Origin of the sequence: Avibacterium volantium (genome assembly GCF_049366555.1) — a bacterium.
GTDB lineage: Bacteria > Pseudomonadota > Gammaproteobacteria > Enterobacterales > Pasteurellaceae > Avibacterium > Avibacterium volantium_A.
Genome location: NZ_JBMMGT010000005.1, coordinates 79,334 through 106,002, shown reverse-complemented (window position 1 = coordinate 106,002; position 26,669 = coordinate 79,334). Strand labels below are relative to the sequence as shown.

The following is a 26,669-nucleotide window of genomic DNA, read 5'->3' as shown; positions in this document are numbered from 1 at the left end:
AAGAGTAGGACACCGCCAGGTTTTATTTTGTTAATTTATTTTTGTTTAAGTAAATTAACAAAATAAAATTTTTTGGCAGCTATAGTGTAGCGGACCCACCTAATTCCATGCCGAACTTAGAAGTGAAACGCTATAACGCCGATGGTAGTGTGGGGAATCCCCATGTGAGAGTAGGTCACTGCCAATTATCAATTTTGCGGAGCGGTAGTTCAGCTGGTTAGAATACCTGCCTGTCACGCAGGGGGTCGCGGGTTCGAGTCCCGTCCGTTCCGCCACTTCATTTAGGGGCGTAGTTCAATTGGTAGAGCACCGGTCTCCAAAACCGGGTGTTGGGAGTTCGAGCCTCTCCGCCCCTGCCATCAGATATCAAATTTTTCTTATTGCTCCAATTTTTTCATTATTATATTTTAAGTTTAGTTTAGTTTAGTTTAGTTTTCTTTTCTTTTGCTTTTCTGAAATTATCATAATTTGAAAAAAATGATGGTTATCAGAGTTTTTGTATTCCTATGCTTCCATATTTTTAGCTTTTAGTATGAAAAATCTATAATAGCAAAACTTGATGAATAAATCAGATTAATGGGAGAAGGCAATGATAGAAATACCATTACCTTTTCTTTTTTAAATAATCTAAGCCGAACGTGTTTATTATGGCTTGTTAAGCTATCAAAAATAGATTTCACTTTTTTATTTTTTGCACCTTCTTATATCAAATTACCTTATTTATTCCGTTTATTTTTACGATCGTGATCGCAAAAGTGCGGTGCTTTTCTTGCGAGTTTTTGTATTGAGATGCAAAGTATCACTACTGATTTATTCAGTATTTATACTTTTTGTTTCTATGAATAAGGAAAACCGTAATGAAAATTAAGACAGTTCTATCTTCTTTGTTGTTATCAATAGGCTTGTTAAGTAGCTTTTCTGTTGTGGCTCAGTCTCAACTAAATGAAAAAGTCAGTTCTAGTACCGCTCAAGTTTTGACGGATACAATCAAAGAGAAATCTTTCATTGGCGAAAAATTGAATATCAATACCGCTACAGCGAGTGATATTCAACGTTCGTTGGTTGGTATTGGTGCGAAAAAAGCTGAAGCGATTGTTGAATATCGAGAGAAACACGGCAAATTTACCGCGATAGAACAGCTGTTAGAGGTTCAAGGCATTGGGAAAGCAACATTAGAAAAAAACAGAGAACGTATCGATCCTTTATCATTTAGTGAAGATGGCAAATAGAGATCACAATTAAAATGCACTATACTAATCACACTAAGTATATGCATAAACATATTATAGCTGAATGGAGATCATTATCTGGTTTCCTCTCAATGAGTGTTACAAGGGCGACTTAGTGGTCGCCCTTTTTTATTTTATAAGGATCAACAATGAAACAAAAAATTGTGCTTGCGACGGGTAATCAAGGCAAAGTGCGGGAAATGGCCGATGTGCTAGCAGATTTTGGCTTTGAAGTGATCGCACAAACAGATTTAGGCATTGAAAGCCCCGAAGAAACAGGCTTAACTTTTGTAGAAAATGCCTTGTTGAAAGCGCGTTATGCAGCCAAAATGTCAGGTTTGCCCGCCATTGCTGATGATAGCGGATTAGTGGTGAATGCACTCAATGGTGAGCCGGGGCTATATTCCGCCCGTTATGCAGGTGTTGATGGCGAGCAAGCCGATGCTGAAAATCGTAAAAAGTTATTACAAAAATTAACTAACGTGCCAGTAGGCGAACGCCAAGCAAAGTTTGTGAGCTGCATTGTATTATTGCAACACGAAACCGATCCTTCACCGATTATTGCGGAGGGGGAATGCGCAGGTGAAATCACTTTTGAAGAAAAAGGTGAGAATGGCTTTGGCTATGATAGCCTGTTTTTCTATCCTGAAAAAGACCGCACTTTTGCCGAGCTTGATACGCCAGAGAAGAAACAAATCTCACATCGCGCACGTGCATTAGGCGTGTTAAAAGCACGCTTGCAAGCCAAAGAGCGGTCAAAATAATGCAAGTTTTTCCGCCGCTTTTTCCGCCATTGAGCCTTTATGTACATATTCCTTGGTGCGTACAAAAATGCCCTTATTGCGATTTCAATTCCCACGCGCAAAAAGGCGGCATTCCCGAACAGGAATATATCGCACATTTGTTGGCTGATTTACGCCAAGATCTGGCACGCTATCAAGCAAGCATTGGTGAGCGAACGCTACATTCCATTTTTATTGGTGGTGGCACGCCAAGTTTATTTTCAGCACAAGGCATCGCGCAATTATTGCAAGGCATTGAACAGCAAATTCCCTTTGCGCCAAATATTGAAATCACCTTAGAAGCCAACCCCGGCACGGCAGAAGCGAGCCGTTTTGCAGGCTATGTGGAAGCAGGAGTGAATCGCCTTTCTTTAGGCATACAAAGTTTTGATGATGAAAAATTGCAACGCTTAGGGCGCATTCATAATTCTGAGGAAGCCAAAAGCGCGGTGCAAATGGCAAAAGATGCGGGTTTTAAACGCATTAATTTAGATTTAATGCACGGCTTACCAAATCAAACGCTTACGCAAGCGCTAGATGATTTGCGTCAAGCTATTGCCCTTGAGCCGAGCCATCTTTCTTGGTATCAGCTCACCATTGAGCCAAATACAATGTTCGCCTATCGTCCGCCTACATTGCCTGATGATGACGCGCTATGGGATATTTTCGAGCAAGGTCATCGTCTTTTAAGCCAAGCAGGCTATGGGCAATATGAAACCTCTGCCTATGCCAAAGCTGGTGATCAGTGTCGGCATAACCTGAATTATTGGCGCTTTGGCGATTATTTGGCGATAGGCTGTGGCGCGCACGGAAAATTGACTTTCCCGAATGGCGATATTTTGCGTTTTTCCAAAACCAAGCACCCGAAAGGCTATATGCGTGGGGAATATTTATATGAAGAAAAGCCAATCCCCCTTGATGAGCGTCCTTTTGAATTCTTTATGAACCGTTTTCGCTTGCTTGAACCAGTGCCCAAAATTGAGTTTGAGAATTTGACGGGATTATCCTGTGATGTCATCGCAGAACAAATTGATTGGGCGAAATCACAAAAATATATTCAAGAAAACCACCGCACTTGGCAAATCACCGAGCAAGGTAAGTTGTTTTTAAACGAATTGTTAACAGAGTTTTTACCCGAATAGGGCTTGTATCTGCCCGTGAATGGGATTAAAGTAGATGCCTTATTCGCAAACGTTTACTTATAGCAAATTTGAACACTGATTTTATCAATGAAGGGAAAGAATATGGATCAACTCGCAATGAAAAAGCAAGCTGCACAAGTAGCATTGCAATATGTTAAACCGGATACGATTGTGGGCGTAGGCAGTGGCTCAACGGTAAATTGTTTTATTGAAGCCCTTGGTGCAATGAAAGATGAAATTAAAGGGGCTGTGGCGGCCTCTAAAGCATCAGAAGAATTGTTGAGAAAACAAGGCATTGAAGTATTTAGTGCCAATGAAGTGTCAAGTTTGGATATTTATGTTGATGGTGCTGATGAAATCAACCCACAAAAAATGATGATCAAAGGGGGCGGCGCGGCATTAACGCGAGAAAAAATTGTTGCCGCACTGGCGAAAAAATTTATCTGTATTGTGGATCAAAGCAAACAAGTGGACGTGCTAGGCTCAACCTTTGCTTTGCCGGTGGAAGTGATCCCAATGGCGCGCTCGCAGGTGGGGCGTAAATTGGTCAGCCTTGGTGGCGCACCAGAATACCGTGAAGGCGTGGTAACTGATAACGGCAACGTGATTTTAGATGTGTATAATTTCCCAATTTTAAATCCAATCGAAATGGAAAAAACCTTAAATAACGTGGCAGGTGTGGTTACCAACGGAATTTTTGCCTTGCGTGGTGCGGATATTGTGATTGTCGGCACACCACAAGGTACAGAAATTATTGAATAATTTTTGATTATGGAGAGCAAAATGACAACCAAAGTTTCACTGGATAAGTCTAAAATTAAATTTGTACTGCTTGAGGGCGTACATAAAAATGCCGTTGATGTGCTAAATGCCGCAGGCTACACTAATATTGAATATCATAAAAAAGCCCTTGAGCCAGAAGAATTAAAAGAAGTGATCAAAGATGCGCATTTCTTAGGCATTCGCTCACGCACGCATTTAACCGCTGATGTATTGGAATGTGCCAACAAACTCATTGCTGTGGGCTGTTTTTGTATCGGCACCAACCAAGTGGATCTTGAAGCAGCAAAAATGCGTGGTATCCCCGTGTTCAATGCACCATTTTCTAATACTCGCTCGGTGGCAGAATTGGTGCTAGGCGAAATTTTGCTCTTAATGCGTAATGTACCGCAAGCCAATGCGGAAGTGCATCGTGGTTTATGGAACAAATCTGCCACAGGCTCACACGAAGTGCGCGGCAAAAAATTAGGGATTGTTGGTTACGGACACATTGGCTCACAGCTCAGTATCATTGCGGAATCGCTAGGTATGAATGTCTATTTTTATGATGTTGAAACCAAATTGCCATTGGGTAACGCACAGCAGGTAGGCTCATTAAAAGAATTACTTGCCAGCTGCGATGTGATTTCTTTGCACGTGCCTGAAAATGCCTCTACGATAAATTTAATGAATGCCGAGCGTATCGCCCAGCTTAAAGAAGGGAGCATTTTAATTAACGCCGCCCGTGGTACGGTGGTGGACATTGATGCCCTAGCACAAGCCCTAAAAGCGGGCAAGTTGCGAGGGGCAGCGTTAGATGTGTTCCCTGTTGAACCTGCTTTTATCAATGAAGAATTTGTATCACCGTTACGCGGTTTAGATAACGTAATTCTCACCCCACATATTGGTGGCTCAACGGCGGAAGCCCAAGAAAATATCGGTACGGAAGTGGCAAGCAAATTTGTGAAATATTCCGACAACGGCTCAACACTTTCTGCGGTGAATTTCCCTGAAGTGTCCTTGCCTGGGCATAGCGGAACAAAACGCTTGTTGCACATTCACGAAAATCGCCCAGGTGTGTTAAACCAAATCAACCAAATTTTTGTCGGTGCAAATATCAACATTGCCGCCCAATACCTACAAACCGATCCGAAAATTGGTTATGTGGTTATTGATGTGGAAACTGATGATTGCTCCGAGTTGTTACAACAACTGCGTGAAATCGAAGGCACGATTCGTGCGAGGGTGTTGTATTAATCGTTTGTTAAGCTTTAAATCTTAAGCTTAACGAAAAAAGAAAAGTGCGGTGGAAAAATTTTATGAATTTTTCCACCGCACTTTGTTTTACCCTATTCTTGTTTTTTTATAACATTCTGAAAATTTGCCCGTCTGTGATACACTTGCCATCAATTTTTTGATGATGGATCGATGATGAAAAAATTTTTCCTTTTTCTTTTGTTTTTGTTGCTCTTGATTGGTGGGGCGGCGCTTTGGGGTTATCAGCACTTAACGCAATGGGTGCAGCACCCTGTGAATGTGCAGGCGGAGCAGTTATTAACGGTGGAGCGTGGCACGACGGGGGCGAAATTAGCGAAGCTGTTGGAGCAAGAAAAACTGGTTGATGATGCCACCTATTTGCCGTGGTTGTTAAAGCTCAAGCCCGAGTTAAATAAAATCAAGGCGGGGACCTATTCCCTTGAGGGTGTGAAGACGGTGGCGGATTTGTTGCAACGTTTAAATAGCGGTAAAGAAGTGCAACTGAATGTGCGTTTTTTAGAAGGGGATACCTTCAAAACCTGGCGTAAAACGTTGGCGAAAGCCCCTTATTTGCAACAAACTTTGGCAGATAAAACGGAAGAAGAAATTTATCAATTATTGGATTTGCCGGCGGATTTACCGCATAAAATTGAAGGTTGGCTGTATCCTGACACTTATAGCTATACACCGAAATCGAGCGATCTGGCATTATTGAAACGGGCGGCAGATCGTATGAAAGCCTTATTAGAAAAAACGTGGGCAGCGCGCGATGCTAATTTGCCGTTAAAAAATGCCTATGAAATGCTGATTTTGGCTTCCATTGTTGAGCGTGAAACCGCGTTGAATGATGAGCGTGGCAAAGTGGCTTCTGTGTTCATTAACCGCTTGAATAAAAAGATGAAATTGCAAACCGACCCAACCGTGATTTACGGAATGGGTGAGCGTTATAATGGCAATATTCGCCGTAAGGATTTGGAAGAAGCCACGCCATACAACACCTATGTGATTGACGGCTTGCCGCCTACGCCAATTGCAATGCCGACAGAAAGCGCCTTGCAAGCAGTGGCTCACCCTGAGAAAACCACATTCCTCTATTTCGTTGCGGACGGCACGGGCGGGCATAAATTTAGCCAAACCTTGCAACAACATAATCAAGCAGTGCAAGAATATCTGCGTTGGTATCGCCAACAAAAAAGTGGGAAATAATATGACTGGCAAATTTATTGTGATCGAAGGGCTAGAAGGGGCAGGCAAAACCACCGCGCGTGATGCCATTGTGGAAGTACTAACTCGCGAAGGCATTGATGATGTGGTGTTTACCCGTGAACCCGGTGGCACACCGTTGGCGGAGAAATTACGTCATTTGATCAAATATGAAACGGAAGAACCCGTAACCGATAAGGCGGAACTGTTAATGCTTTATGCCGCGCGTATTCAGCTGGTGGAAAATGTGATTAAACCCGCTCTTGCTACAGGTAAATGGGTGGTGGCCGATCGCCACGATTTATCTTCCCAAGCCTATCAAGGGGGCGGGCGACAAATTGATGCACAACTGTTGCAATCCTTAAAGCAAACGGTGTTAGGGGATTTCTCGCCTGATCTCACGTTATATTTAGATCTCGATCCTGAAATCGGCTTGGCGCGAGCTAGAGGGCGTGGCGAGTTGGATCGCATTGAGCAACAGGAAATCGCCTTTTTCCAACGCACCCGCCGCCGTTATTTGGAATTGGTACAGCAAGATCCGAATGCGGTTGTCATCAACGCTGAACAGCCCATTGAGCAAGTGCGTGCCGATATTCAAAGTGCGGTGCTAAATTTCGTTAAAAATCATCAATAATGCTTATGTTACGCTATCCTTGGTTGCAACCTTATTACGACAAAATCATCAACGCCTTTGAACAGGGCTATGGTCATCACGCCTTGCTGTTTAAAACAGAGCAGGGCATTGGTGGCGATGAACTGGTGCGAGGCGTGGCGGAATGGTTAATGTGCCAATCGCCAAAGGGCAACCAACCTTGTGGCGCGTGCCATAGTTGTCAGCTGTTTAATGCAGGCAATCACCCTGATTTTTATCTGCTTGAACCTATTGAAAATAAGGATATTGGCATTGACCAAGTGCGTGAAGTGAATGAAAAAGTCGCGCAGCGTTCACAGCAGGGTGGCAATAAAGTTGTAATGATTAAACAGGTGGATCGCCTGACGGAATCTGCGGCGAATGCGTTGCTGAAAACCTTGGAGGAACCCACTGAGCAAACTTATTTCCTGCTTCAAGCAGATCTTTCAGCCAGTTTGTTGGCGACAATTTATAGCCGTAGCCAACCTTGGCTTATTCCAAATCCGCCTGAAGCGGAAGCTTTGGCTTGGCTAGAAACACAGAATGTAGGAAAAATCGAAGAAATTCGCACCGCACTTGAGGTTTCTCACGGTCGTCCTCTTTCTGCGTTGGATATGTTACAGCAAGAATTATTGGAAAAGCGCAAGCAGTTGTTGCGTCAATTTTGGCAGTTTTATATGCGCCGTTCGCCGCTGGAATTATTACCTCACTTTGAAAAAGAAATTTTATTTCAACAGTTAGATTGGCTCAGTGCCTTTTTGAGTGATGCGTTGAAAATAAAGCTGAATGTGCCTGAACAGTGGGTGCTGGCGGATTTTCTACAAGCCATTGCCCGCTTTAATCAAAGGCAGAGTGCGCAAGGGTTGCTAAAAGCCAGCCAAATTATGCAACAAGTGCGGTCGGATTTATTACAAATTAATGGCGTGAATCAAGAAATTATCTTGCTTGATGGCTTAACACGCCTGATTACAGAGGTTTTTGAACCCGAACAAAATTATTAGGAAAGTAAAATGTTTATTGTAGATAGTCATTGTCATTTAGACGCATTAGATTATGAAAACTTACACCAAAATGTTGCCGATGTGGTGCAAAAAGCCAAGCAACGTGGCGTGCAGCATTTGCTTGCGGTGGGGGTAACCTTAAAACGTTTTGAGCAAATGTACGATACCTTAAAACCGTTTTCTGAAATTTCGCTGGCTTGCGGAGTTCACCCGCTAGATTTAGATGATGAACCCTTTGACGCTGATCGCCTATTAAAATTGGCACAAGACGATAAAGTTATCGCCATTGGGGAAATGGGCTTGGATTATTATTACAGTGTGGAAAATAAAGCCCAACAGCAATCAGTGTTCGCCGCGCAAATTGGCGTGGCGAATGCGTTAAACAAGCCGATTATTGTGCATACGCGCGCCGCAAGAGAAGATACCATTGCGCTGTTGAAAGAAAATAATGCACAAAAGTGCGGTGGTGTTTTGCATTGTTTTACGGAAAATTGGGAAATGGCAAAACAAGCACTTGATCTGGGTTTTTACATTTCCATTTCAGGCATTATTACTTTTAGAAATGCCGAAGAACTACGTGAAGTGGTGCGTCAAGTGCCGTTAGATCGCCTGCTGGTGGAAACCGATAGCCCTTATCTTGCCCCCGTGCCTTATCGTGGTAAACAAAATCAACCAGCTTATACCCGAGAAGTGTGCGATTATGTGGCAACCTTAAAAGGGCTTTCTAGCGAGGAATTTGCCCAAATCACCACACAAAATTTTGAGCGTTTGTTCAAAATTCAGGTACAATAAAGCATCACTAAAGTAGGAGGAAGAAACAATGCGCCGCTTTTTTAAATATTTTTTCATTTTGATCATCTTTTTATTCCACGGTTTTTTGTTTGCCCTTGTGAACTACGTTGCCCCGCATTATGACGTAACGCGCGTTACTGGGGTGGAAGTAAAACGTGTGGACAAAGATGGCCCAATCACGAAATCCAATCCAGCAGACGGCCCAACTCGTGATGTGTATTATATTTATACACAAAAACCGAATGAAGATAAGGTTATGGTGTACCGCAATGAAGATACACGCTGGGGCTTTCCGTTCTATTTCAAATTTGGTTCGGCAGATTTACAAGCCAAAGCGCAAAGTTTTGCGGTGGAACATAAATTAGTGCAAGTGAAATATTATGGCTGGCGTTTAGTGTTATTTGATGAATTCCGTAATGCTACATCAATCAAAGAAGTAACGTTAGATGAAGGCGCGTCTTACCCGATTTTGTCTTATGTGTTTTACTTCTTCTTGTTGATTACGCTGTTTTTCTCAATCCAATTTGTGCGTGGTTGGTTTGATAGCGAACGATAAGCATCAAAAATAAGGTGAAAGTGGTGTATCTTGTGATGCACCATTTTTTGTCTAAGGATAATAAAAATGGGATTATTTGAAGCAATATTAAGTTTGGCTGCCTTAATTGGCATAAGTGCGGTGATTTCTTCCGCAGAAATTTCCCTCGCAGGGGCAAGAAAGTTAAAGCTACAAAGCCTTGAAAATGAAGGTGATGAGCGAGCAAGATTAGTGCTGCAACTGCAAGCACAACCAGGGCGATTTATCACCGTGGTGCAAATTGGCTTGAATATGGTGGCAATTTTAGGCGGGGTGATTGGCGAAAGTGCCATTAGTCCTGTACTGGAAAAATTACTTGCCCAATATAGCCACGCAGAATGGTTGCAAAGTGCCGCGTCTTGGTTGTCTTTTGCCATTGTAACCATTGCGTTTATTCTGCTGGCGGATCTGATTCCTAAACGCCTTGCAATGACCAATCCCGAAGCTGTTGCGTTGCGTACTGTGCGCATTATGCTGTTTTGCATTTTCTTATTTAAGCCTATCGTGTGGCTGTTTGACGCTATTGCCAATGGCGTATTTGGCTTATTGCGTATTTCTACCGTGCGAGAAGATAACCTGACCCCCGAAGATATTGTGGCGCTGATGGACGCAGGGGCAGAGGCGGGCGTGCTAAAAGCGCAAGAACATTATTTGATTGAAAATATTTTCGATATGCAAGAACGTACGGTCACTTCCACAATGACCACGCGCGAAAATATCGTTTTTTTAGACCGCACTTTTGATCGCGAAAAAGTGATAGCAACCATTAAATCTAACCCCCATTCTAAATTGCTGATTTGCGATAATGGGCTAGATAAAATTTTAGGCTATATTGAATCGCACAGTTTGCTCACCTTGTATTTGCAAGAGCAGCAGGTTTCTCTCACGGATCAGCGTATTCTGCGTAAGCCCTTGTTTATCCCAGATACCTTATCCCTATTTGAAGTGCTGGAACTGTTTAAATCTGCGGGCGAAGATTTTGCCGTGATCGTCAATGAATATGCCTTAGTGGTGGGCATTGTTACTTTAAATGACGTGATGAGCATCGTAATGGGCGAATTGGTGTCGAGTGAAGAAGAGCAAATCGTCCGCCGTGACGAAAGTTCGTGGCTGATTGACGGCGCAACCCCTTTAGAATATGTAATGCGCGCTTTAGAAATCGAAGCGTTCCCTGATGCGGAAAACTACGAAACCATCGGCGGATTTATGATGTATATGCTACGCAAAATCCCGAAAAAAACCGATTTTGTGCTATACGACAAATATAAATTTGAAATTATCGACACCGAGAATTTTAAAATTGACCAGCTGATGGTGTCCTTAAGAAAGGATATATAGGATTAAGGTTAGAGAAGGCAGTGAGATAAAAAGAACCTGAGCGGTACGCTGCCTATGTTTTTCCAATCAATATTATCAACTCAATATTATCAACCAACAAAAAACCCTACTTGCGTAGGGTTTTTTGTCATCAACAATCTTATTTTGTGCTTGGAATGCTGAAGCGTTTGTTGAAGCGTTCAACACGACCACCAGTATCAACAACACGTTGTTTACCAGTGTAGAATGGGTGGCAGTTGCTGCACACATCCAAGTTCAAATCTTTACCTAAAGTTGAACGAGTTTTGACCACATTACCGCAAGAACAGGTTGCAGTAACTTCTTTATATTCTGGGTGAATACCTTGTTGCATAGAAAACCTCAATTTGAAGCCACTCCGCTCTCTAAAACTGAATTTAGCACCGAGTGTGGTTAATATTACGCTTATAGCACATCGCCATAAGCAGGATCTTTCATTTAACCTCGCAGATTATACCGAAAAAAAAGGAATATTCAAGGGGCGAGATTATTCCGCTATAATAAGGGCAATTTTCGTTTGTTAAGGCTCGCATAATGAAACTTGTTCGTGTGGCGCTGGCTGTGCCGTTGTTCCAATTTTTTGATTATCTTCTACCCGAAGGTTTAAACCCTGTGTTGGGTGGGCGCGTGGTTGTGCCATTTGGAACGCAAAAACGAGTGGGGATCGTGGTGGATTTTCCCTCTGAAAGCGAGATCGATCCACAACAGCTTAAAGAGATCTTGAGCGTGCTAGATGAGCAAAATTTATTTAACGAACCAGTGTGGCAGCTCATTCACTGGGCGGCGAATTATTATCAAGCTCCCTTGGGGGAAGCATTATTTCAAGCCTTGCCAGTGAAATTGCGGCAGGGTGAAAGTGCGGTGCAAAATTCGCAAGTTTTTTTCCATATTACAGAATTAGGTGAGCAAGCCTTGCATGAGAATTTGTTGAAACGCGCGAAGAAACAGCAAGAAGCCTTGCAATTATTGGCCGCCCAGCCTATGGAAAAAGGGCAAAATCCCTTTGCTGCGAGTATTTGGCAGAACCTGAAAGAAAAAGACTATGCGGTAGAAAAAGAACAGCTAGCGGAAATTCGCCCTTGGCAAGATATTGAACAGCCGATTGTGAATGAGCAAAATAAACATCGCTTAAATAAAGAACAGGCGTTGGCGCTAGGGCAAATTTTATTTCATCAAGGCTTTGCGGCGTGGTTGATTGATGGCGTAACAGGTTCGGGCAAAACGGAAATTTATTTACAAAGCATTGAAGAAACCTTGAAAAAAGGGCGACAAGTGCTGGTGCTTGTGCCTGAGATTGGCTTAACCCCGCAAACCGTGCAACGCTTTAAGGCGCGTTTTAATGTGGAAATTGATGTGCTGCACTCTAATTTGAACGATACACAACGCTTGCAGGCTTGGCAACGGGCAAAATCGGGGCAAAGTGCGGTGGTCATTGGTACGAGATCGGCGCTATTTACCCAATTTGCCGATCTTGGTTTGATCGTGATTGATGAAGAACACGACAGTTCTTTCAAGCAGCAAGAGGGCTGGCGTTATCACGCGCGGGATCTCGCCGTGGTGTATGCCAAACAGTTGGATATTCCCATTTTATTAGGATCGGCAACACCAAGCCTTGAGAGCTTGAATAACGTGAAATTAGGCAAATACCAGCACATTATTTTGCAAAAAAGAGCAGGAAATAGCACCGCACTTCAACAATTTGTCATCGACCTGAAACATCAGCGTATGCAAAATGGCTTGTCAGATGCCCTTGCCAACAAAATGCAGGAACATTTACAGCAAGGCAATCAAGTGTTGTTATTTTTAAACCGCCGTGGTTTTGCGCCCGTGTTGTTTTGCCACGAATGCGGTTGGATTGCCGAATGTCAGCATTGTGAAAAACCTTATACTTATCATCAACATCAACGCGTGTTGCGCTGCCATCATTGTAACTCACAAAAGCCCATTCCAATGCAATGTGGCCATTGTGGTTCAACCCATTTGATGACCACAGGGCTTGGTACCGAACAGCTGGAAGAAACCCTAAAACAACGTTTCCCTGATTATGTGGTAACGCGCATTGACCGCGATAGCACCGTGCGCAAAGGCAAGCTAGAACAGCATTTGCAAGATATTCAGCAAGGCAAAAGCCAGATCTTAATCGGCACGCAAATGCTCGCAAAAGGCCATCATTTTCCTAATGTTACCTTAGTGGGCTTAATGAATGTGGATAACGCCTTGTTTTCTTTGGATTTTCGTGCAGAAGAACGGCTTGCTCAGCTTTATGTGCAAGTGTCAGGGCGCGCGGGGCGCGGTGAAAAACACGGACAAGTGGTGCTGCAAACGCACTATCCCGATCACCCCTTATTACGCACTTTGTTAAAAGATGGCTACGGTGAATTTGCTCAGCAAGCCTTGCATTTACGCCAACAAATGGGGCTGCCGCCTTATAGCGCACAGGCCTTATTTCGCGCGCAGAGCCGACATAGCGAAGAGGCCGAGCAATTTTTGCAACACATTGCCGAACAGCTACAACAACAAAATGTGGCAGGCTTGCAAATTTACGGCCCATTGCCCGCGCCCTTTAGTAAAAAAGCAGGTTTTTACCGCTGGCAATTATTGTTACAACATACTTCCAAAGCCAAATTACAGCAAGTGTTAAGCCAGTTTAAACAGCATATTCCGCAAAAGGCTCACCAAGTGCGGTGGATTTTAGACATCGACCCTTTAGATCTAAGTTAGCGCTAGCCATTCCCCTTATTTTTCAGTAGAATTGGGATAATTTTTATCGGACGAAATTAGGGGAAATTTATTTTCTAATCCGTTTTATTGAATAATGATCTTGATTTTTTATTCATCATTCAATTTAATCGCAATCTTCCATAGCTAATAATTAAGCTATTTCCGAAAGCAAATTTAGCGTAAATTTCCACCGCACTTTTAAATATAAGGTTTTATTGTGGCTCAACGTGATTATGCTCGCCGTACAGGCAAACCAAAGAAAAAAGCAAAAAAAGTAAATAAATCGCTGATTTTAGGCATTGCAGCATTAGTGATCGGTATTTTCGTGGCAGGATTATTCTTGTTAAAAGAAAAATCTAATGAAATCGCACCCGTGTTGGCAACACTAGAGAAAAAAGCCCCAAAAAGTGTTTTGCCAACACCACCTGAAGAAGTGTGGAGCTACATTAAAGCCTTAGAAACTCGCACTGTGCCTGTGGACGATAATCCAAAATCTTTGGAAAAAAATATGCGTTTAACAGAAGAGCAGAAAAAAGTGCTAATCGAAATGGAAAAAGAGCAAAAGGCCGCTGAAGCCGCGCGCTTAAAGCAAGCGGAAGAACGCAAGAAAGCTGAAGAACAGGCCGCCAGAGAAGCGGCGAAAAAACCAGAGCCAGCCAAAGCCAGCGTGATGGAAAGCAAGCCTATGGTGGTAGAAACAAAACCTGTCGTGAAAGTAAAAGAAGAAAGCAAAAAAGCGGAAACGGTGAAAAAAGAAGAAGCGCCGAAGAAAGTGGAAACTGCAGTCGCAAAAAATACCAACGGAGAGAAAAAATATGGCTTGCAATGTGGCGCATTTAAAAATCGTCAACAAGCAGAAAATATTCAAGCCAAACTTGTGTTAGCTGGGTTTAATGCGCGTGTAAATAGCAGTGCAGATTGGAATCGTGTGGTAATCGGTCCGGTGGGGGATCGCACAACAACGCAAAAGACGCTTGAAAAGGCGAAGTCAATCACCACTTGTGTGTTGATTGGAATGTAAAATTTAAAATATTAAATCTCATCAGCCACCTTTCAAAAGGTGGCTTTTTTTCGCTTATTTTTTGATTTATTTATTGCGTTAAAATAAAAAATCATTAAAATGAACGAACGTTCATTCAGTCCATTCTTTTTACTGTTTGTACTTCTTTTTCTCAATTTTTTTAAGGTTATTTCAATGCGTCAATCTGAAAATGAGATGACCGAGCAAATCTTTTTGGCCACAGAGCGGCTGATGGCAGCAGGTGGATTGCATAATTTGTCGATGCACAAAATTGCCAAAGAAGCCAATATTTCTGCGGGAACAATTTATATTTACTTCAAAAGTAAAGAAGAATTGCTAAAGGAATTTGCTCGCAGGGTGTTCACCCTTTTTTCTAAGGAATTAGAAAAAAATTACGATGAAAACCAACCGCACTTTGAACAATATCGTCAAATGTGGTGGAACATCTGGCATCATTTACAAAACAATCCAATGATTGTGGTGAATATGAGCCAATATCAGTCCTTACCTGATTTTTATGAAGTCTGTACGGAGCTGGAAACAGAAAGCCTTTGGTATGCCTTTTGTGAACAGGCAAAGAAAGCTGGGGGGCTATGCGATTTACCGCATAAGATTTTGTTTTCATTAGGTTTAGAAAGTGCGATTAATCTGGCCTTAGATCAAGCCTTTTTCAAAACCGAAATGAAAGACGATATGTTAGAAGAAGTGATCGCAAGGACTTGGCGTTCAATTCAAAAATAGTTTAGTGATTTTGTTTTATGGAGTTTTTTTATGAGTCTTAATACTCAACCCGTTCAACCTAAAACACAAAAGCGTTCGCACGTTTTTTGGGTGAAGTTGATCCTCATCGTGGTGGCATTAATTTTTATTGCAATGATTGCGGCAAATATCTTTAAAGGAAAAATGATTGGTCAATATTTGGCAAGTATGCCAGAAACCGCCAACCCAGTTACGGCAATGAAAGTAGAAGCGAGAGAATGGACGCCAGTGATTGAAACCACAGGCTTAGTTCGTCCAAATCAAGGGGCGATGCTAAGTGCGCAAACCGCAGGCACAGTTGCCAACGTGTTGGTGCAATCAGGCCAAGCCGTGAAAAAAGGCGATGTGTTAGTGCAGTTAGACAGCTCAGTGGAGCAGGCAAATTTATCGGCTTCGCAAGCGCAGCTTTCTTCTGTGAAACAAACCTATCAACGTTATCTCAATCTTTATAAAACCAAAAGCGTGTCGCAACAGGAATTGGATAATGCCAAAGCCAGTTACGATGCCTTAGTTGCGAATATTGATGCGTTAAAAGCCACCATTGAACGCCGTCAAATTGTTGCCCCTTTTGATGGCGTGGCAGGGATTGTGAAAGTGAACGTGGGGCAATACGTTACTTTAGGTAGTGAAATTGTTCGTGTTGAAGATCGCAGTCAAATGAAAGTGGATTTCTCCGTGGCACAAAACGCCCTTGAAAAATTACACTTAGATCAAAAAGTTACCGCAACGGCTGATGCCCTTTTAGGGGAAACTTTTGGCGCAAAAATCACGGCGATTGAGCCGGCAGTCAATGGCGCAACAGGGCTAATTGATGTGCAAGCAACCTTTGATCAACCAAACGGCGAAAAATTATTGTCAGGAATGTTTACCCGTTTACGCATTGCCTTACCCACAGAGCGCAACCAAGTTGTCGTGCCACAAGTTGCGGTGAGCTACAATATGTACGGAGAAATCGCCTACGTTTTAACCGCACTTTCAGATGATGAAAAACAAAAATTATTAGATAACGATAAATTCCCGCACAAAGATGATATTGATAAAGTCTATCGTGCCAAACAAATCACCGTATTCACCAAAGATCGCCAAGGTATTTATGCCCAATTAAAAGGTGATGATGTGAAAGTGGGTGATTTAATCATCACAGGCGGTCAGCAACGCATTGGTAACGGTAGCTTAGTATTTGTTACTGATAAAGCAGGCGTGGGAACAAGCGAACCTGTGAAGAAAACCAATCTTTAATTAGGAAATAGCGAATGAAATTTACAGATATATTTATTCGTCGCCCCATTTTAGCGGTTTCGATTAGCTTGCTGATTGTGATTTTAGGTCTGCAAGCCATTTCGAAATTGACGGTGCGTGAATATCCTAAAATGACCACCACGGTAATTAATGTTACCACTACTTACCCTGGGGCAGATGCCAATCTGATCCAAGCCTTTATTACGTCAAAATTAGAAGAAGCAGTGGCGCAGGCGGATAATATTGATTATATGTCCTCTGAAAGCCGTCCAAATGTGTCTTCGATTACGGTAAAAATGAAACTGAACACCGATCCAAACGCCGCGCTAGCTGATGTGTTAGCGAAGGTGAACTCGGTGCGTTCTGCTTTGCCAAGTGGTATTGATGACCCTGCGATTACTTCCTCCACTGGGGGATCGGGGATTATGTACATCAGTTTCCGTTCCAACAAGTTAGATGCAAGCCAAGTTACCGACTATATTGAACGTGTGGTGAAACCGCAGTTCTTTACCGTAGAAGGGGTGGCAAAAGTGTCAATTTTCGGGGCATCACAATATGCAATGCGCATTTGGTTAGATCCGCAAAAAATGGCATCGCAAAACCTTTCCGCACCAGAAGTTATGGCGGCGTTATCAGCAAATAACGTGCAAACGGCAGCGGGGAATGATAACGGTTATTTCACGGTGTATAAAAACAAAGTGGAAACCACCACCAAAACTGTAGAGCAGTTGCAAAATCTGATCGTGTATTCAAAAGGCGATAATCTGGTGCGCTTGCGTGATATTGCCGATGTGGAATTAAACAAAGAAAGCGATGACAGTCGTGCGGTGGCTAATGGTTCGGATTCTGTGGTGTTAGCCATTGATCCTGCCTCAACGGCAAACCCATTAACGGTGGCAGAAAATATTCGTCCGTTATACGAAAGCATTAAACGCAATTTGCCAGATAGCATTGAAACGGACATTCTTTACGACCGCACCATTGCGATTAACAGCTCCATTGATGAAGTGGTAAAAACCATTTTAGAAGCAACCATTATCGTATTGGTGGTGATCACGCTATTTATTGGTTCATTCCGTGCGATTTTGATCCCCGTTATTACCATTCCGATTTCCTTGATCGGGGTAATAATGATGCTGCAAGCCTTTGATTTCTCCATCAACTTGATGACCTTGCTGGCCTTAATTTTGGCTATCGGCTTGGTGGTGGACGATGCCATTGTGGTGCTAGAAAATGTGGATCGCCATATCAAACTGGGTGAAACTCCGTTCCGTGCAGCAATCATCGGTACAAGAGAAATTGCAACGCCAGTTATTTCAATGACTATCGCCTTGATTGCAGTGTATTCCCCAATGGCATTAATGAGTGGGATCACTGGTTCATTGTTTAAAGAATTCGCCCTCACTCTTGCAGGTGCGGTATTTATTTCAGGGATTGTGGCATTAACCCTTTCGCCAATGATGAGTAGTAAATTACTCAAACCGCATACCGAGCCATCAAAACTTGAGCAACGTATTGAAAATACCTTAGGAAAATTGACCCGCACTTATGAATATGTGCTTGGTATCGTGATGAATAGCCGTAAATTCGTGCTAGCCTTTGCCGTAGTGATTTTTGCCACTTTGCCAATGTTGTTTAATTCTCTTTCTAGTGAATTAACCCCTGCGGAAGATAAAGGTGCATTCCTTGCCTTGGGTACAGCGCCGGCAAATGTCAATGTGGATTATGTACAAGGGGTAATGAAAGGCTATGAAGAGATCTTAAAAAATACTGATGAAGTTGCCTTTTCTATGGTTATTTCGGGTGCGCCAGCCTCTAACCAATCACTTAACGTAGTTACCTTGAAAGATTGGAAAGAGCGTAGCCGAAAACAAAGTGAAGTATTAGCTGAGCTAAACAAAAAAGCGCAAGCGATTCCAGAAATTTCAGTGAGTGGCTTTGCCTTCCCAGAAATTGAAACTGGGGAACAAGGCCCGCCAGTGAGTTTTGTGATTAGCACGGCGAAAGATTATAAAGAATTAGCTGAAGTGGCAGGCGCTTTTCTTGATAAAATGAAAAACTCTGGACAATTTGTGTACACGACTTTAGCGTTGAAATTTGACACTGCACAAATGAAAATCACCATTGATAAAGAAAAAGCGGGAACTTACGGCGTATCAATGCAACAAATTAGCCAGACGTTAGGTAGCTATCTTTCTGCCGCCACCATCACCCGTGTGGACATTGATGGCCGTGCGTATAAAGTGATCTCGCAAGTAAAACGTAAAGATCGCCTTGCACCAGAAAGTATGGATAACTACTTTGTGAAAGCAAGCAATGGTGAATCTGTGCCGTTAAGCAGTTTCTTAACTGTAACCCTTGAATCACAACCAAGTTCATTACCGCGCTTTAGCCAGTTAAATTCGGCGATTATCGGCGCTGTGCCGTCACCAACCACCAGTATTGGTGATGTGGTGAAATGGTTACAAGACACCGCGAATCAGGATTTGCCACAAGGCTATAATTACGATTTCAAAGGAGAAGCCCGTCAGTTAGTACAAGAAGGGAATGCTTTAGCGGTAACCTTTGCTCTTGCGGTGATTATCATTTTCTTAGTGCTAGCGATTCAATTTGAATCTATCCGTGATCCATTGGTGATTATGATTTCCGTACCGCTTGCCGTGAGTGGCGCATTACTTGCCTTGAATTTATTCAGCTTGCTTGGTGTGGCAGGCGCAACCTTGAACATTTATTCTCAAGTGGGGCTTATCACCTTAGTGGGCTTAATTACCAAACACGGTATCTTAATGTGTGAAGTGGCAAAAGAAGAACAGCTTTATCACCACAAAAACCGCCGCGAAGCGATTATGGCCGCCGCCACGGTGCGTTTACGTCCAATTTTGATGACTACCGCCGCAATGATCGCAGGCTTAATTCCATTGCTCTACGCCACAGGTGCAGGTGCGGTTTCTCGCTTTAGTATCGGGATTGTGATCGTAGCAGGGTTGGCAATTGGTACGCTATTTACCCTGTTCATCTTGCCAGTAATTTATACTTACATCGCAAGCGAACACAAACCATTGCCAGAGTTTGATGAAAATCAGCCTGCATTAGAAAATAATGCACAGCATTAATTAAGCATTAAAAATCAAAAGCTACCTTCGGGTAGCTTTTTTATTGTCGGACACTAGCACAAGTGCGGTGAGATTTTTTGAAATATTTATAAAAATCTGAGAAAAAACCACCGCACTTTAAAAATAAAAAATCTGCCTCAATGATTGAGTTAAATTGCCCTTTGCTGTAAACTAACGTCCCGTCTTATTACAATGATTATCAACTTTCATCTCAACAAATTAGGTTCGATTATGGCTACCAATTATATTTTTGTAACGGGCGGTGTTGTTTCTTCCCTAGGTAAAGGTATTGCTGCGGCATCTCTTGCGGCAATTTTAGAAGCCCGTGGTTTGAATGTAACCATTATGAAGCTGGATCCTTATATTAATGTAGATCCCGGCACAATGAGTCCAACCCAACACGGCGAAGTGTTTGTGACCCAAGACGGAGCAGAAACCGATCTTGACTTAGGGCATTATGAGCGTTTTATTCGCACCAAAATGACTAAACGCAACAATTTCACCACCGGTAAAATTTATTCTGAAGTGTTACGCAAAGAGCGCCGTGGTGATTATCTTGGTGCGACCATTCAAGTGATCCCACATATCACCAACGAAATTAAAGCCCGTGTGATTGACGGTGCTGCTGGCCACGATGTCGCGATTGTCGAAGTGGGCGGCACAGTGGGGGATATTGAATCCTTGCCTTTCTTAGAAGCCTTGCGTCAGCTTGCGGTGCAAGTGGGACGTGAGCGCACGATCTTTATGCACTTAACCCTTGTGCCTTATATTCCAACCGCAGGGGAAGTAAAAACCAAACCAACGCAACACTCGGTGAAAGAATTGCTATCTATTGGTATTCAGCCAGATGTGTTAATTTGCCGTTCTGATCGTATGGTTCCACCGAATGAGCGCGCCAAAATCGCCTTATTCTGTAATGTGCCAGAGCGTGCGGTGATTTCGTTAAAAGACGTGAACTCTATTTATCAAATTCCAGCCTTATTGAAATCGCAAGGCTTAGATGAATTTATTTGTCAGCGTTTCCATTTAGATTGTCCTGAAGCGGATTTAAGCGAATGGGAACAAGTGCTTTATCAACAAGCCAACCCAACGGGTGAAGTAACCATTGGTATGGTGGGCAAATATACGGAATTGCCTGATGCCTATAAATCAGTGAACGAAGCGCTCAAACACGGTGGCTTGAAAAACCGTTTGAATGTGAATATCAAATACATTGATTCCGAAGATGTCGAAACCAAAGGCACCGATGTACTAAAAGGCTTAGACGGTATTTTAGTACCAGGTGGTTTTGGTTATCGTGGCGTAGAAGGCAAAATTCGCACCGCGCAATATGCCCGTGAGAACAACATTCCTTACTTAGGGATTTGTTTAGGAATGCAAGTGGCGTTAATTGAATACGCACGCCATAAAGCGGGATTAACAGAAGCCAATTCCACAGAGTTTGATAAAGACTGCAAACAGCCTGTGGTTGGTTTGATTACCGAATGGCAAGATGCGGAAGGCAATATTGAAACCCGTAACGATCAATCTGATCTTGGTGGCACAATGCGTTTAGGCGCGCAACAATGTCATCTCGCCGAAGGTAGTCGTGCGCGTGAACTCTATGGTGCAGAAACCATTGAAGAGCGTCATCGTCATCGTTACGAAGTAAACAATACTCTACTGCCACAAATTGAAAAAGCGGGTTTAAAAGTCACCGGATTATCGGCGGATAAAAAACTGGTGGAAATTATTGAAGTGCCTGAGCACCCTTGGTTTGTGGCTTGTCAATTCCACCCTGAGTTTACGTCAACCCCACGCGATGGACACCCATTGTTTGAAGGTTTTGTGAAGGCGGCAAGAGAACATCAGAAAAATAGTTAAAAAGTAGTGTTTGGATCAAATAAGCATTATTTTTAACAAGACAAATTCGGAAAAACGCTTTACTATAAGCCCGATTTTTCAAGAATTCATTTTGAACTTAAAAGAGGAAAATAAAATGGCGAAAATCGTTAAAATTATTGGTCGTGAAATCATCGACTCTCGCGGTAACCCAACTGTGGAAGCAGAAGTTCACCTTGAAGGTGGTTTTGTAGGTCTTGCAGCTGCGCCATCTGGTGCATCAACAGGTTCTCGCGAAGCGTTAGAATTACGCGATGGCGATAAATCTCGTTTCTTAGGTAAAGGTGTATTAAAAGCAGTTGACGCGGTAAATGGCCCAATCGCACAAGCTTTAGTGGGTAAAGATGCCACTAACCAAGCTGAAATCGACCAAATTATGATCGACTTAGACGGCACGGAAAACAAATCTAAATTCGGTGCAAACGCAATTTTAGCGGTTTCTCTTGCTAACGCCAAAGCAGCCGCCGCTTCTAAAGGCTTGCCACTTTACGCGTGGATCGCAGAACTTAACGGTACTCCAGGCGTTTACTCAATGCCATTACCAATGATGAACATCATCAACGGTGGTGAACACGCAGATAACAACGTGGATATCCAAGAATTTATGATTCAACCAGTAGGTGCAAAAACGTTAAAAGAAGCACTACGCATTGGTGCTGAAGTGTTCCATAACCTTGCTAAAGTATTAAAATCTAAAGGTTTAAGCACTGCGGTGGGCGATGAAGGTGGTTTCGCTCCAAACTTAGAATCAAATGCAGCAGCCCTTGCTTGTATCAAAGAAGCGGTAGAAAAAGCAGGCTATGTATTAGGTAAAGATGTTACCCTTGCAATGGACTGTGCATCATCTGAGTTCTACAACAAAGAAAATGGTATGTACGAAATGAAAGGTGAAGGTAAATCATTCACTTCTCAAGAATTCACACACTACCTTGAAGAGCTTTGCAAAGAATACCCAATCGTTTCTATCGAAGATGGTCAAGATGAATCAGACTGGGAAGGCTTCGCTTACCAAACTAAAGTGTTGGGCGACAAAGTTCAATTAGTGGGTGATGATTTATTCGTAACTAACACCAAAATCTTAAAAGAAGGGATTGAACGCGGTATCGCAAATTCAATCTTAATTAAATTCAACCAAATCGGTTCATTAACTGAAACTTTAGCAGCAATCAAAATGGCGAAAGATGCAGGTTATACTGCAGTAATCTCTCACCGTTCTGGTGAAACTGAAGATGCAACTATCGCAGATTTAGCGGTGGGTACAGCAGCAGGCCAAATCAAAACAGGTTCAATGAGCCGTTCTGACCGTATTGCGAAATACAACCAATTAATCCGTATCGAAGAAGCATTAGGCGACAAAGCGCCATTCTTAGGATTAAAAGCGGTTAAAGGTCAAGCGTAATTTATTGCCTGATTCGCTTAAGCCACCGAGTTCTCGGTGGCTTTTTACTACCTAAAAATAGGAGAAACAATGCTTTATTCCGTCCTTGATGAAAAGCTAAAAATTGGTGAAAAATACCGTTGTGGCGCACATTCACCACAGCACGAACATTTACTGGTGATTTTTGAAGATGATGGCGAAACAGGCTATTTTTATGCCCTTGATCTTCACCAAAAAGCACAGCCTGTTGTGGATAGCCTTTTTGTGTATGCAGTGAGTGATATTGATAAAAATTCTTTAGCTGAGCCGCGAGATCTACAAATTTGTTGGTCAGAAAATGGTTACCAAGCCTTTTTACTGATTAATGGTTACCCGCACGCCGTGTTCGATTTTCACCAATTTGTCGGCTACAACCACAGCAAATATCCTGAGCCAAACTTTGAAAGTATGTGGGTGCACAAAGAAACCACACAAGAGCTTGTTAATCAATGGCTGATGAGATAGGTTTGGGTATATTAATTGAGTTAAACTCAATTAAAAACCACAGCTTACACAGCTATTTTGATAATTTCTATTTTATTTCTTACGTTCTATTCCCTATAATGCGCGAAATTTTTTACCTCATTGATTATGAAAAAAATAGCGATAATTTCCACCGCACTTTTATTATTAAGCGGTTGTGGCACGGTGGTAAAATTGGTTGATCCTACCGAACCTTATGAAAGTTATGCTGGCACGAAATACGATTGGGAAATGACCCAAAAGTGGGGGCTGCCAATTTTAGATTTGCCGTTATCTTTTTTATTAGACACCGCATTATTGCCCTATGCGTGGGCGGAAGAATCAAAATGAAATTAAACGCACAGCAACAACAAGCCGTTCATTATGTGTCTGGCCCCTGCTTGGTTTTGGCGGGCGCAGGCTCGGGCAAAACCCGGGTAATCATTAATAAAATTGCCCATTTGATCGCAAATTGTGGCTATTCCGCCAAGCATATTGCCGCAGTTACCTTTACCAATAAAGCCGCACGCGAAATGAAAGAGCGGGTGGCGCATTCCATCGGCAAAGAGCAAAGCCGTGGCTTGACGATCTCTACTTTCCACACCCTTGGTTTCGACATTGTAAAGCGCGAACATAAGCATTTAGGGCTAAAATCGGCCATTACGTTGTTTGATGATTCCGATCAAATTGCGTTATTGAAAGAATTAACCAAAGATCTGTTACAAGAAGATAAAGATCTGTTGAAAGCCTTGATGACGCGGATTTCGCGTTGGAAAAATGATCTTATTTTGCCTGCGCAAGCCCTTGCCACCGCACGAGATCCGCAAGAGCAGACCTTTGCGCAATGCTATCAACGTTATGCCACGCAGTTGCGTGCTTATAATGCGCTAGATTTTGATGATTTAATTATGCAGCCAACCTTGTTGTTACGTGCAAATGCAGAAGTGCGGTCAAAATGGCAGGCAAAAATTCGCTATTTGCTGGTGGATGAATATCAAGACACCAACACCAGTCAATATGAATTAATCAAATTGTTGGTGGGCGAAGCGGCGCGATTTACCGTAGTGGGTGATGATGATCAGTCTATCTATTCTTGGCGTGGGGCAAAACCGCAAAATATGGCGCGCCTGAAAAATGATTTTCAGCAACTAGAAGTGATTAAACTTGAGCAGAATTACCGTTCCACAGGACGCATTTTGCATTGCGCCAATATTTTGATTGCCAATAACGATCACGTTTTTGACAAAAAATTATTTTCCACCTTAGGCGAAGGGGAAAAATTGCAGGTGATCGAAGCAAAAAATGAAGAACACGAAGCCGAGCGCGTGGTGGGGGAACTTATCGCCCATCGCTTTATGCGCAAAACCAAATACCGTGATTACGCCATTTTGTATCGTGGCAACCACCAATCGCGCTTGTTTGAAAAAGTGCTAATGCAAAACCGTATTCCTTATAAAATTTCGGGTGGCACATCTTTTTTCTCAAGGGCAGAAATTAAAGATATGATGGCGTATCTGCGCGTGTTGGTGAATCAAGATGATGATGCCGCGCTGTTACGCATCATTAATACACCAAAGCGAGAAATCGGCACGGCAACCCTTGAAAAGCTCGGTTCGTTGGCATCGGAAAAACATATTAGTTTATTTGAAGCGATTTTTGATTTTGAGTTAATTCAACGTGTTACCCCAAAAGCCTATAACGCTTTACAGCATTTTGCTCGCTGGATTGTGGAACTCAATGATGAAATTTTGCGTGCTGAGCCTGAAGACGCTATTCGCCGAATGTTGAGCCAATTGCATTACGAAGAATATCTTTACGAAACCGCTACTTCACCAAGAATGGCGGAAGTGCAAAGTAAAAATGTGGCGACCTTATTCCAATGGGTAGCAGAAATGCTCAAAGGCGATGAGTTTAATGAGCCAATGACACTCAACCAAGTAGTCGCGCGCTTAACTTTGCGTGATATGTTAGAACGTGGAGAAGAAGATGATGAAAGCGATCAGGTGCAACTGATGACGCTGCACGCGTCAAAAGGGCTGGAATTTCCCCACGTTTTCTTAGTGGGAATGGAAGAAAATATCCTGCCACATCAAACCAGCATTGATGAAGACAATGTGGAGGAAGAGCGCCGTTTAGCTTATGTTGGCATTACACGCGCGCAACAAACGCTGACCTTTTCCCTGTGTAAAGAGCGGCGACAATTTGGCGAAATTTTTAAACCAACGCCCAGCCGCTTTTTAGAGGAATTACCGCCAGATGATGTGCAATGGGAAAAAGACAAACCAGCAATGACCACAGAAGAAAAACAAAGTCAAACAAAGAAAAATCTTGCTAATTTACGAGCGATTTTGAAAGGTTAGTTGATATTTATTCTTCGTTGTAGATAAATCATTCAAACAAACGATTATTTTCAAAAAATCGTTTGACTTATGTGAGGGCAATCCGTATTATACCGCCCACAAACCGATTGCGGTGAGATGGCCGAGAGGCTGAAGGCGCACCCCTGCTAAGGGTGTATAGGGGAAACTCTATCGAGGGTTCGAATCCCTCTCTCACCGCCATTTACTCAGGGCACCCGTAGCTCAGCTGGATAGAGTACTCGGCTACGAACCGAGCGGTCAGAGGTTCGAATCCTCTCGGGTGCGCCATTTTGTTGAACTCTACAACAAAATTAAAATGATTAAATGATTGGTAAGTAACATTCAAATACGCACCCGTAGCTCAGCTGGATAGAGTACTCGGCTACGAACCGAGCGGTCAAAGGTTCGAATCCTTTCGGGTGCGCCATCCTACTTTAATTCCTCTTATATTCTTTCACTATTATTTCCAAACAGTTCTATTACTTTTGTTTATTTTCTATTATTTTTTAATCTAGAATCTGTGGCTGGCTTAATGACAGCGCATAAATATTTGCCATAAAATGCGTTTGTTCACTATCAGGAATAGCAAGGGGAATAAGCTGCATTAGCTCGATATGACGCTGAAAAACTTGTGGAAAAACCACCGCACTTTGCATTTCAGCCAGTATTTCTTGGGCTAAAGGGTGGGCGGCATAACCGCGTTTAATTCGCCCTAACGCCATTGCAAAATGATTAAACAGCATAAAAACTTGCGGGCTTTCCACATCAGCGTGCCACTGTGTGTGCAAATGATCTCGGATATGCAACATCCATTGCACGATTTCTTCATCGATCAATTTTCGTTGTAATAAAAACGTTAATTGCTGTTGCAGCCTCATTGCCACCTCGACATCATTTTCAGGTTAGAAAGTGCGGTGATTTTTTGCGATAAATTTTATTTACGCTTAACTTTACCGAAATCTCATTAAAT

General features: G+C 42.7%; 23 protein-coding genes, 5 tRNA genes and 1 rRNA gene. 27 read left to right on the top strand and 2 right to left on the bottom strand.

The window, feature by feature from the left end; genetic code table 11:
• Positions 1-71: 71 nt before the first annotated feature.
• From rrf to ACLS0A_RS02520, 14 genes are all read left to right on the top strand, one after another.
• Positions 72-187: ribosomal RNA gene (rrf, locus tag ACLS0A_RS02585) — 5S ribosomal RNA — on the top strand.
• Positions 188-198: 11 nt separating this feature from the next.
• Positions 199-275 (top strand) — tRNA-Asp (locus ACLS0A_RS02580).
• 8 nt (positions 276-283) lie between these two features.
• Positions 284-359, top strand: a tRNA-Trp gene (locus ACLS0A_RS02575).
• A gap of 498 nt (positions 360-857) precedes the next feature.
• Positions 858-1,229: a ComEA family DNA-binding protein gene (locus ACLS0A_RS02570; RefSeq protein ID WP_416082281.1), complete on the top strand. Its 372-nt coding sequence runs from the start codon at positions 858-860 to the stop codon at positions 1,227-1,229.
• A gap of 149 nt (positions 1,230-1,378) precedes the next feature.
• Complete coding sequence (rdgB, locus tag ACLS0A_RS02565; RefSeq protein ID WP_416082280.1) at positions 1,379-1,993, top strand: RdgB/HAM1 family non-canonical purine NTP pyrophosphatase; 615 nt, start codon at positions 1,379-1,381, stop codon at positions 1,991-1,993.
• On the top strand, positions 1,993-3,153 hold the full coding sequence (gene hemW, locus ACLS0A_RS02560) for a radical SAM family heme chaperone HemW (RefSeq protein WP_416082279.1): 1,161 nt from the start codon (positions 1,993-1,995) through the stop codon (positions 3,151-3,153). Before rdgB ends, hemW begins: the two co-directional genes overlap by 1 nt.
• A 102-nt stretch (positions 3,154-3,255) precedes the next feature.
• Positions 3,256-3,915: a ribose-5-phosphate isomerase RpiA gene (gene rpiA, locus ACLS0A_RS02555; RefSeq protein WP_416082278.1), complete on the top strand. Its 660-nt coding sequence runs from the start codon at positions 3,256-3,258 to the stop codon at positions 3,913-3,915.
• Between the two features lie 21 nt (positions 3,916-3,936).
• Complete coding sequence (gene serA, locus ACLS0A_RS02550) at positions 3,937-5,169, top strand: phosphoglycerate dehydrogenase (RefSeq protein WP_416082277.1); 1,233 nt, start codon at positions 3,937-3,939, stop codon at positions 5,167-5,169.
• 174 nt (positions 5,170-5,343) lie between these two features.
• Positions 5,344-6,375, top strand: coding sequence for an endolytic transglycosylase MltG (mltG, locus tag ACLS0A_RS02545; RefSeq protein WP_416082285.1), 1,032 nt, complete (start codon positions 5,344-5,346; stop codon positions 6,373-6,375).
• Between the two features lies 1 nt (position 6,376).
• Positions 6,377-7,006, top strand: a complete 630-nt coding sequence (tmk, locus tag ACLS0A_RS02540; RefSeq protein WP_416082276.1) for a dTMP kinase — start codon at positions 6,377-6,379, stop codon at positions 7,004-7,006.
• Between the two features lie 5 nt (positions 7,007-7,011).
• Positions 7,012-8,004 carry a DNA polymerase III subunit delta' gene (locus tag ACLS0A_RS02535; RefSeq protein ID WP_416082284.1) on the top strand — a complete coding sequence of 331 codons (993 nt, stop codon included), beginning with the start codon at positions 7,012-7,014 and terminating at the stop codon, positions 8,002-8,004.
• A gap of 9 nt (positions 8,005-8,013) precedes the next feature.
• The gene (locus ACLS0A_RS02530; protein ID WP_103855584.1) at positions 8,014-8,796 is read left to right on the top strand and encodes a TatD family hydrolase; all 783 of its coding nucleotides are present in this window, start codon (positions 8,014-8,016) and stop codon (positions 8,794-8,796) included.
• 28 nt (positions 8,797-8,824) lie between these two features.
• Positions 8,825-9,352: a DUF1523 family protein gene (locus tag ACLS0A_RS02525; RefSeq protein ID WP_416082275.1), complete on the top strand. Its 528-nt coding sequence runs from the start codon at positions 8,825-8,827 to the stop codon at positions 9,350-9,352.
• A 66-nt stretch (positions 9,353-9,418) separates the two neighbouring features.
• Positions 9,419-10,708 carry a hemolysin family protein gene (locus ACLS0A_RS02520; protein ID WP_416082274.1) on the top strand — a complete coding sequence of 430 codons (1,290 nt, stop codon included), beginning with the start codon at positions 9,419-9,421 and terminating at the stop codon, positions 10,706-10,708.
• Positions 10,709-10,847: 139 nt separating this feature from the next.
• Here the strand turns inward: ACLS0A_RS02520 and rpmE are convergent, their stop codons facing one another.
• Entirely contained in the window at positions 10,848-11,060 is a 213-nt protein-coding gene (gene rpmE / locus ACLS0A_RS02515; RefSeq protein ID WP_416082273.1) for a 50S ribosomal protein L31, read from the bottom strand.
• Positions 11,061-11,260: 200 nt separating this feature from the next.
• On the opposite strand from rpmE, the gene priA reads away from it, so the two are divergent.
• The 13 genes from priA to ACLS0A_RS02450 all read left to right on the top strand — a co-directional run bounded on the left by priA (position 11,261) and on the right by ACLS0A_RS02450 (position 26,126).
• On the top strand, positions 11,261-13,447 hold the full coding sequence (gene priA / locus ACLS0A_RS02510; protein ID WP_416082272.1) for a primosomal protein N': 2,187 nt from the start codon (positions 11,261-11,263) through the stop codon (positions 13,445-13,447).
• A 217-nt stretch (positions 13,448-13,664) separates the two neighbouring features.
• Positions 13,665-14,468, top strand: coding sequence for a cell division protein FtsN (ftsN, locus tag ACLS0A_RS02505; protein ID WP_416082271.1), 804 nt, complete (start codon positions 13,665-13,667; stop codon positions 14,466-14,468).
• 174 nt (positions 14,469-14,642) lie between these two features.
• The gene (locus ACLS0A_RS02500; protein WP_416082270.1) at positions 14,643-15,209 is read left to right on the top strand and encodes a TetR/AcrR family transcriptional regulator; all 567 of its coding nucleotides are present in this window, start codon (positions 14,643-14,645) and stop codon (positions 15,207-15,209) included.
• Positions 15,210-15,239: 30 nt separating this feature from the next.
• Positions 15,240-16,466: an efflux RND transporter periplasmic adaptor subunit gene (locus ACLS0A_RS02495; RefSeq protein ID WP_416082269.1), complete on the top strand. Its 1,227-nt coding sequence runs from the start codon at positions 15,240-15,242 to the stop codon at positions 16,464-16,466.
• 14 nt (positions 16,467-16,480) lie between these two features.
• Positions 16,481-19,579 (top strand): efflux RND transporter permease subunit, encoded by a 3,099-nt coding sequence (locus ACLS0A_RS02490; protein WP_423105255.1) that lies wholly within the window; start codon positions 16,481-16,483, stop codon positions 19,577-19,579.
• A 231-nt stretch (positions 19,580-19,810) separates the two neighbouring features.
• The gene (gene pyrG / locus ACLS0A_RS02485) at positions 19,811-21,442 is read left to right on the top strand and encodes a glutamine hydrolyzing CTP synthase (protein ID WP_416082267.1); all 1,632 of its coding nucleotides are present in this window, start codon (positions 19,811-19,813) and stop codon (positions 21,440-21,442) included.
• Positions 21,443-21,557: 115 nt separating this feature from the next.
• Positions 21,558-22,859, top strand: coding sequence for a phosphopyruvate hydratase (eno, locus tag ACLS0A_RS02480; RefSeq protein WP_103855589.1), 1,302 nt, complete (start codon positions 21,558-21,560; stop codon positions 22,857-22,859).
• 69 nt (positions 22,860-22,928) lie between these two features.
• Entirely contained in the window at positions 22,929-23,342 is a 414-nt protein-coding gene (locus ACLS0A_RS02475) for a DUF2251 domain-containing protein (RefSeq protein WP_416082266.1), read from the top strand.
• Positions 23,343-23,468: 126 nt separating this feature from the next.
• Positions 23,469-23,690, top strand: coding sequence for a YceK/YidQ family lipoprotein (locus tag ACLS0A_RS02470; protein WP_103854250.1), 222 nt, complete (start codon positions 23,469-23,471; stop codon positions 23,688-23,690).
• The gene (gene rep / locus ACLS0A_RS02465) at positions 23,687-25,699 is read left to right on the top strand and encodes a DNA helicase Rep (protein ID WP_416082265.1); all 2,013 of its coding nucleotides are present in this window, start codon (positions 23,687-23,689) and stop codon (positions 25,697-25,699) included. The genes ACLS0A_RS02470 and rep overlap by 4 nt, the downstream gene beginning before the upstream one ends.
• Positions 25,700-25,810: 111 nt before the next feature.
• Positions 25,811-25,900: transfer RNA gene (locus tag ACLS0A_RS02460), tRNA-Ser, on the top strand.
• A 10-nt stretch (positions 25,901-25,910) separates the two neighbouring features.
• A tRNA-Arg gene (locus ACLS0A_RS02455) sits at positions 25,911-25,987 on the top strand.
• A gap of 62 nt (positions 25,988-26,049) precedes the next feature.
• A tRNA-Arg gene (locus ACLS0A_RS02450) sits at positions 26,050-26,126 on the top strand.
• 79 nt (positions 26,127-26,205) lie between these two features.
• Here ACLS0A_RS02450 and ACLS0A_RS02445 read toward each other — a convergent pair.
• Complete coding sequence (locus ACLS0A_RS02445; RefSeq protein ID WP_126373563.1) at positions 26,206-26,577, bottom strand: hypothetical protein; 372 nt, start codon at positions 26,575-26,577, stop codon at positions 26,206-26,208.
• Positions 26,578-26,669: the final 92 nt, after the last annotated feature.

Coding starts and splice junctions, on each gene's coding strand:
- tmk (WP_416082276.1), top strand. CDS start 6,377: ATGACTGGCAAATTTATTGTGATCGAAGGGCTAGAAGGGGCAGGCAAA.
- mltG (WP_416082285.1), top strand. CDS start 5,344: ATGAAAAAATTTTTCCTTTTTCTTTTGTTTTTGTTGCTCTTGATTGGT.
- rep (WP_416082265.1), top strand. CDS start 23,687: ATGAAATTAAACGCACAGCAACAACAAGCCGTTCATTATGTGTCTGGC.
- pyrG (WP_416082267.1), top strand. CDS start 19,811: ATGGCTACCAATTATATTTTTGTAACGGGCGGTGTTGTTTCTTCCCTA.
- ACLS0A_RS02570 (WP_416082281.1), top strand. CDS start 858: ATGAAAATTAAGACAGTTCTATCTTCTTTGTTGTTATCAATAGGCTTG.
- hemW (WP_416082279.1), top strand. CDS start 1,993: ATGCAAGTTTTTCCGCCGCTTTTTCCGCCATTGAGCCTTTATGTACAT.
- rpmE (WP_416082273.1), bottom strand. CDS start 11,060: ATGCAACAAGGTATTCACCCAGAATATAAAGAAGTTACTGCAACCTGT.
- ACLS0A_RS02535 (WP_416082284.1), top strand. CDS start 7,012: ATGTTACGCTATCCTTGGTTGCAACCTTATTACGACAAAATCATCAAC.
- ACLS0A_RS02470 (WP_103854250.1), top strand. CDS start 23,469: ATGAAAAAAATAGCGATAATTTCCACCGCACTTTTATTATTAAGCGGT.
- rpiA (WP_416082278.1), top strand. CDS start 3,256: ATGGATCAACTCGCAATGAAAAAGCAAGCTGCACAAGTAGCATTGCAA.
- priA (WP_416082272.1), top strand. CDS start 11,261: ATGAAACTTGTTCGTGTGGCGCTGGCTGTGCCGTTGTTCCAATTTTTT.
- ACLS0A_RS02475 (WP_416082266.1), top strand. CDS start 22,929: ATGCTTTATTCCGTCCTTGATGAAAAGCTAAAAATTGGTGAAAAATAC.
- ACLS0A_RS02500 (WP_416082270.1), top strand. CDS start 14,643: ATGCGTCAATCTGAAAATGAGATGACCGAGCAAATCTTTTTGGCCACA.
- ACLS0A_RS02525 (WP_416082275.1), top strand. CDS start 8,825: ATGCGCCGCTTTTTTAAATATTTTTTCATTTTGATCATCTTTTTATTC.
- serA (WP_416082277.1), top strand. CDS start 3,937: ATGACAACCAAAGTTTCACTGGATAAGTCTAAAATTAAATTTGTACTG.
- rdgB (WP_416082280.1), top strand. CDS start 1,379: ATGAAACAAAAAATTGTGCTTGCGACGGGTAATCAAGGCAAAGTGCGG.
- ACLS0A_RS02520 (WP_416082274.1), top strand. CDS start 9,419: ATGGGATTATTTGAAGCAATATTAAGTTTGGCTGCCTTAATTGGCATA.
- ACLS0A_RS02495 (WP_416082269.1), top strand. CDS start 15,240: ATGAGTCTTAATACTCAACCCGTTCAACCTAAAACACAAAAGCGTTCG.
- ACLS0A_RS02445 (WP_126373563.1), bottom strand. CDS start 26,577: ATGAGGCTGCAACAGCAATTAACGTTTTTATTACAACGAAAATTGATC.
- ACLS0A_RS02490 (WP_423105255.1), top strand. CDS start 16,481: ATGAAATTTACAGATATATTTATTCGTCGCCCCATTTTAGCGGTTTCG.
- eno (WP_103855589.1), top strand. CDS start 21,558: ATGGCGAAAATCGTTAAAATTATTGGTCGTGAAATCATCGACTCTCGC.
- ACLS0A_RS02530 (WP_103855584.1), top strand. CDS start 8,014: ATGTTTATTGTAGATAGTCATTGTCATTTAGACGCATTAGATTATGAA.